This is a genomic window from Streptomyces sp. SID3343 (assembly GCF_009865215.1).
GTDB lineage: Bacteria > Actinomycetota > Actinomycetes > Streptomycetales > Streptomycetaceae > Embleya.
The window spans coordinates 1-6,341 of sequence record NZ_WWJX01000768.1 but is presented as its reverse complement, the minus strand read 5'-3'; the positions used below and the strand labels follow the sequence as shown (position 1 = coordinate 6,341).

General features: G+C 71.3%; 5 protein-coding genes. All 5 read right to left on the bottom strand.

The annotated features are described in order from the left end of the window. Positions 1-703, bottom strand: a 703-nt coding sequence (locus GT354_RS23330) for an HAD family hydrolase (RefSeq protein WP_161358324.1), incomplete at its 3' end; no start/stop codon positions are given. A gap of 260 nt (positions 704-963) precedes the next feature. Further along, positions 964-1,329 (bottom strand): helix-turn-helix transcriptional regulator, encoded by a 366-nt coding sequence (locus tag GT354_RS23325; protein ID WP_202512198.1) that lies wholly within the window; start codon positions 1,327-1,329, stop codon positions 964-966. 157 nt (positions 1,330-1,486) lie between these two features. Further along, positions 1,487-3,892, bottom strand: a complete 2,406-nt coding sequence (locus GT354_RS23320; protein ID WP_161358322.1) for an excinuclease ABC subunit UvrA — start codon at positions 3,890-3,892, stop codon at positions 1,487-1,489. Positions 3,893-4,113: 221 nt separating this feature from the next. Then, positions 4,114-4,470 (bottom strand): VOC family protein, encoded by a 357-nt coding sequence (locus tag GT354_RS23315; protein ID WP_161358321.1) that lies wholly within the window; start codon positions 4,468-4,470, stop codon positions 4,114-4,116. 241 nt (positions 4,471-4,711) lie between these two features. Then, a partial coding sequence (locus GT354_RS23310; protein WP_202512196.1) for an ERAP1-like C-terminal domain-containing protein occupies positions 4,712-6,341 on the bottom strand: 1,630 nt, incomplete at its 5' end.

The window sequence follows — 6,341 nt, the reverse complement described above, 5'->3', positions numbered from 1 at the left end:
AGCCCAGGTTCCGCAGCGCCGCGAGGATTCCCGCCGCGCCGGCGCGCGGCGCCGAGTACACCCTCGCGTCCGCCGCCACCGCGCGCAGCAGCGCGGGCTCGGCGTCGCCCACGACGACCCCGTGGGCGCCGATCCCGTACATCGACAGGTCGTTCAGCGAATCACCGGCGACCAACAGGTCCGACGGCGCCCAACCCTGCGCGCGGGCCAGGGCCTGTACCGCGGCGCCCTTGCTCGCCCGCGCCGGCAGCACGTCGAGGAACCGATCGGCCGAGTACGCCCACGAGCATCCCAACGCGGCCACCGCGGCCCGGAGTTCGTCGGTGAGATTCTCGGGGCGCAGGTAGAACGAACATCGCCCGTCCTGCACCACGTCGGCCTGGAAGATCAGCGCGGGGAACCGGGACAGCGCGTGACGCACGCGGGCCGCCCCGGGCCATCCCGCGCGCAGTCCCGCCTGAAGGTCGGCGACGGGGCGCAGGCCCGTTCCGCCGGCGACGGTTGCCCCCACGTCGGCGATCACCCATCGCGGCCTCGGTACGAGCGGATCGCGCAGCACCTCGCGTACCGAAGTCAGCCCGCGACCGGTCGCGAACACCACGGCGATCTCGGGGTGGCGGGCCAACACCGCGCGCAGCAGGCCGCGTTCGAAGTCCGTGCCGCCCAGCAGCGTTCCGTCCAAGTCGGTGACCAAGACCCGCACCGCCACCCCCGCCCGCCCGACCGCGCGGCGCGGACACCGAAGGCGTGGTCACGCCCGGATCCCCGCCCCTCGGCAGCTGAACCTGCCCTCCGCCCGGTGAGCAGGAAAGCAGGAGGGCAGGAATCGACCAAGCAACACAAAACGCTAACACGCCCGCATCACCGTATGAAGCCTCGCCGCCACCAGTGGTCACGGCGCCCGCTCACGGCGGCGCGCTCGCCCCCACGCGTTCGGTGTGGGGCGGGAGTTCGTCCCGGGGCTCAGCCGAGCCGGGGCGGGCCGTTCCTGATCGGTCTCGTGTGGATCTTGGCCATGCAGGCCGGCATCGCGGCGCCGGGTTCGTGACCGCGGGCCCGATAGGTACTCGGGCTCTCGCCGACCAGCTCGGTGAACCGCGAGCTGAACGACCCCAGCGACGTACAGCCGACCGCGAAGCACACTTCGGTCACGCTGAGGTCGCCGCGCCGCAGGAGCGCCTTGGCCCGCTCGATGCGGCGGGTCATCAGGTAGCTGTAGGGCGTCTCGCCGAACGCGGCCCGAAAGCTGCGGGAGAAATGGCCCGCCGACATCAGGGCGTCGCGTGCCAACGCGGTGACGTCGAGCGGCTCGGCGTAGTCGCGGTCCATCCGGTCGCGGGCCCGCCGCAGCCGGACGAGGTCGTCGAGATCCTGCCGTTTCACCGGGCCAGTTTCGCACAGCGACCGAGCCCGGTGGGCGGGAGAGGCAGGCACGACGGGAAGGACACCGACGACGCGACGAATCGGGGCAGGCGCGGTCATCGCGTCAGGTGCCGACGTAGGCCGCCAGGTGCTCGCCGGTGAGGGTGGAGGCGGCGGCGACGAGGTCGGCCGGGGTGCCCTCGAAGACGATCCGGCCGCCGTCGTGGCCCGCGCCGGGGCCCAGGTCGACGATCCAGTCGGCGTGCGCCATGACCGCCTGGTGGTGCTCGACCACGATGACCGACTTGCCGGAGTCGACGAGCCGGTCGAGCAGGCCCAAAAGTTGCTCGACGTCGGCGAGGTGCAGGCCCGTGGTCGGCTCGTCGAGGACGTAGACGCCGCCCTTGTCGCCCAGGTGGCCGGCCAGCTTGAGCCGTTGCCGCTCGCCGCCGGACAGCGTGGTGAGCGGCTGTCCGAGGCCGAGGTAGCCGAGCCCGACGTCGACGAGTCGGGCGAGGGCGGCGTGCGCGGCCGGCGTGCGCGCGTCGCCGGCGCCGAAGAACTCCTCGGCCTCGGTCACCGACATCGCGAGCACCTCGCTGATGTCACGGCCGCCGAGACGGTATTCCAGCACCGATGCCTGGTAGCGCCTCCCGTCGCACTCCTCGCACGTGGTGGCGACGCCGGCCATCATCGCCAGGTCGGTGTAGATGACGCCCACACCGTTGCAGGTGGGGCACGCGCCCTCGGAGTTGGCGCTGAACAGCGCCGGCTTCACGCCGTTGGCCTTCGCGAACGCCTTGCGGATCGGGTCGAGCAGACCGGTGTACGTCGCCGGGTTGCTCCGCCGTGAGCCGCGGATCGCGCCCTGGTCGACCGACACCACGTCCGCGCCGGTGCTCCCGGATCTGTCGACCAACGAGCTGTGCACGAGCGAGCTCTTGCCGGAGCCGGCGACGCCGGTGACGACGACGAGCACCCCGAGCGGGATGTCGACGTCCACGTCCCGCAGGTTGTGCGCCGTCGCGCCGCGGATCTCCAGCGTGCCGGTGGGCTTGCGCACCGTCTCCTTGAGGGCGGCCCGGTCGTCGAAGTGACGGCCGGTGACGGTGCCGCTGTCCCGCAGCCCCTCGACGGTGCCCTCGAAGCAGACGGTGCCGCCCCCGGTACCGGCGCCGGGGCCGAGGTCGACGACGTGGTCGGCGATCGCGATCGTCTCCGGCTCGTGCTCCACGACGAGCACCGTGTTGCCCTTGTCCCGCAGCCGCGACAGCAGGTCGTTCATCCGCTGGATGTCGTGCGGGTGCAGGCCCGTGGTGGGCTCGTCGAAGACGTAGGTGACGTCGGTGAGCGAGGAACCGAGGTGACGGATCATCTTCACCCGCTGCGCCTCGCCGCCCGACAGCGTGCCGGCCGGGCGATCGAGCGAGAGGTAGCCCAACCCGATCTCGACGAACGAGTCGAGGGTCTGGCGCAGTGTCGCGAGCAGGGGGGCCACCGACGGCTCGTCGAGACCGCGGATCCATTCGGCCAGGTCGCTGACCTGCATCGCGCACGCGTCGGCGATGTTGATCCCGGCGATTTTCGACGATCGGGCCGCCTCGCCGAGCCGGGTGCCGGCGCAGTCGGGGCACACGGCGAACGTCACCGCCCGCTCCACGAAGGCCCGGATGTGTGGTTGCAGCGCGTCGATGTCCTTGGACAGCATCGACTTTCGAATCCGCGGGATCAGACCCTCGTAGGTCAGGTTGACGTTGTCGACCTTGATCTTGGTCGGCTCCTTGTGGAGCAGATCGTGCAGTTGCCGCTTGGTGAACGTGCGAATCGGCTTGCCCGCGGGGAAGAAGCCGCAGCCGGTGAAGATGCGGCCGTACCAACCGTCGACGCTGTAGCCGGGGACCGTGAGCGCGCCCTCCTCCAGCGACTTGTCGGCGTCGTACAGCTGGGACAGGTCGAGGTCGGTGACCGAGCCGCGCCCCTCGCACCGCGGACACATGCCGCCGACGACGGCGAAGCTGCGCCGCTCCTTGACGGTCTCCCCGCCGCGCTCCACGGTGACCGCGCCCGCTCCGCTGATCGAGGCGACGTTGAAGGAGAACGCCTGCGGCGAGCCGATGTACGGCTGCCCGAGCCGGCTGAACAGGATGCGCAGCAGCGCGTTGGCGTCGATGGCGGTACCGACCGTGGAGCGGGGATCGGCGCCCATCCGCTGCCGGCCGACGATGATCGCGGTGGTCAGCCCTTCGAGGACGTCGACCTCGGGCCGTGCCAGTGTGGGCATGAAGCCCTGTACGAAGGCGCTGTAGGTTTCGTTGATCATCCGCTGCGACTCGGCGGCGATCGTGCCGAACACGAGCGAGCTCTTGCCCGAACCGGAGACGCCGGTGAACACCGTCAGCCGACGCTTGGGGATCTCGATGCTCACGTCCTTGAGGTTGTTCACGCGCGCGCCGTACACGCGGATCAGGTCGTGGGTGTCGGCAGCGTGCGGCGCAGGCGACTGCGGGTTCGTTGCGGTGGCCTTGCTCATCGTGTCTCCGTCTGTCGGGCGGGCCGCCTCGGCGGTCTCCGTCGGGTCGCCTGGCTCGATCCGCCGGGTGTCGAGCGGTACGTCCGGTGGTGCTCGGTTTCGGACCGGGGAGCCGGTGACTCCCGCCGCCGGCGGCGGCCTTCGTGGCGGGCCTGCTCGCCCCCACCCCGTCTCCGCGAAGACGCGGAGGCGGGGTGGGGCGGGCTCGTCGATACGGGCTCTCATTGATCCTGAAGCAGCCCGAGGACGTTCCCGTCGGGGTCGGTGACGGTGGCCACCAGGCGGCCGCCCCCGACGTCGTGGGCGGGCTCGTGCACGGTGGCACCGGCGGCGGTGACCTCGGCGAGCTTCGCCTCGATGTCCGGCACGTGCCAGTAGGCCACCGGCGAGGTCATGCCCTGTGATCCCCCGGCCGGCACGAGCCCGATGCTCTGGCCCGCGACCTCGAAACCGACGTAGTAGGACTCGTCGGTCTGCGGCGCGACGCCGAGCAGCGCGGCGTACACCTCCTTCGCCTTCGCCAGATCGGACACGGGGTGCAGCACGGTCTTGATTCCCTGGGTGGCAGAGCCGGTCATGGTCGCTCCTGAAGTCGTGGGTTCCATGGGGGCGGGCTCACTCGAAGCCGGACGAGAAGTCCGGACCCCGACGGCCCGATCGCCCCGGGGGGCGATGTCCATGGCAATCACGCTAGTGGGGCTCCATGACCGACGCTTCTCGATTCCTGATCGATCCGAACCCCCGGTATCGGCCCCGGGGCACCCGGTTGCCGGGCGCGTGACGACGTCCGGCTGCCGGGCGCCTCGAGACGTCTCCGGCTCACCGTTCGGTGCCCTCTTTCCCCGCCTCGTGTACCGAGGCGGAGCCGGCCGCCCGAACGGACAGCGCGCGGCGTAGATCGTCCAGTTGATCGGCGATCCACCGACGCAATGCCGGGGTCATCCGTGCTTCGCGCAGGCAGGTCTCCCCAAGCTTCAGCGCCTCGTCGTCCACCGCGTGCAGCGGGAACGCGTACCGACCGGCGGCCACCGCCAGGGCCGACCCTCTGCGGCCCGCCAACGCGACCGCCTCGGGGTAGTAGCGCGCGACGTACGGAGCGACCAGCGCGGCCTGTTCGGGCTGCCAGAAGCCCTGCGCCGTCGCTTTGAAGACGTAGTTGGAGGTGTCGTCGGTCGCGAACATCCGCGCCCAGGCAGCCTCCTTCGCCTCCTTCGTCGGCAGCGCGGAGCGGCAGCGGGCCGCGCCTTCTCGGCCGGTCGCGCTGGGGTCCCGGGCCAGTTCGGCCTCGATCGCCGCTTCGTCCGCGTCTCCGAGAACGGCGAGGCGGTGGAGGATCCGCCAGCGCAGCTCCGGGTCGAGTTCGGGCCCGCCGACGACCCGGCCGTCGCTCAGCCAGTCCCGGATCGCTTCCGGCCGGGCGGCCGTGTCGACGAAGTGGCGTACCGCGATCAGCCGCAGGCCCGCGTCGCCGTCGTCGTCCGTGCGGCGCAGCAGCGCACGACAGACGTCCGCGATCACCGCGTGAGCGGCCGAGCGCCGGTCCGCGGGCACGTAGCGGTCGGCGACCTGGGTGCGGGCGAACGCGAGGACGCCCTCGGTGATCGCGAGATCGCTTTCGCGAGGCAGGTGGATCCGGGCGGCGTCCAGGTACGCGGAAGGGTCGAGTTCGCCGTCGCGAACCAGGTCACGAGCCGCGTTCCAGACGACGGCGCGGGTCACCGCGTCGGGGATGTCCGACAGGACGCGTACCGCCGTCTCCCACGACGAGGGGTCGAGTCGGATCTTGGCGTAGGTGGTGTCGTTGTCGTTGAGCACGACCAGGGCGGGGCGACGGCCGGGCCGCTCCTCGACGGGGCTGTCACCGGGCACCACGTCCAGTTCCCAGCGGCCGCGCACGAGGACTCGGGTGGGGTCCGCGGGGTCGACGTCGTACGCGCCGACGGCGATGCGGTGCGGACGGGTCCCCTGGTGGGCGACGGCGAGCGACCACGTGTCGGGCGACTCGGTGACCGTCGGCGTCAGGGTGTCCACGCCGGTCGTCCGCAACCAGGACTCGGCCCACGCGTGCACATCGCGCTCGGTGGCTCGCGAGAGCGAGTCGATGAAGTCGGCGAGCGTCGCGTTGCCGAACCTGTGGCGGGCGAAATGGATGTTGATGCCGGCGAGGAAGTCCTTCTCCCCCATCCAGGTCACCAACTGCCGAAGCGCGGACGCTCCCTTGGCGTAGGAGATGCCGTCGAAGTTGAGGAGCGCGGAGGCGGTGTCGGGGACCGCGTCCGGGTCCGGGGAGACGGGGTGGGTGGACGGCCGTTGGTCGGCGTCGTAGCCCCAACCCTTGCGCGCGACGGCGAAGTCGACCCACGTGTCGGTGAAGCGGGTGGTCTCGGTCAGGATCTGGAAGCCCATGTATTCGGCGAACGACTCGTTCAGCCACAGGTCGTCCCACCAC

What these genes read in the sequence shown, in the direction of transcription:
- GT354_RS23325 (WP_202512198.1), bottom strand. Translation starts at nt 1,329, where the DNA reads ATGGACCGCGACTACGCCGAGCCGCTCGACGTCACCGCGTTGGCACGC.
- GT354_RS23320 (WP_161358322.1), bottom strand. Translation starts at nt 3,892, where the DNA reads ATGAGCAAGGCCACCGCAACGAACCCGCAGTCGCCTGCGCCGCACGCT.
- GT354_RS23315 (WP_161358321.1), bottom strand. Translation starts at nt 4,470, where the DNA reads ATGACCGGCTCTGCCACCCAGGGAATCAAGACCGTGCTGCACCCCGTG.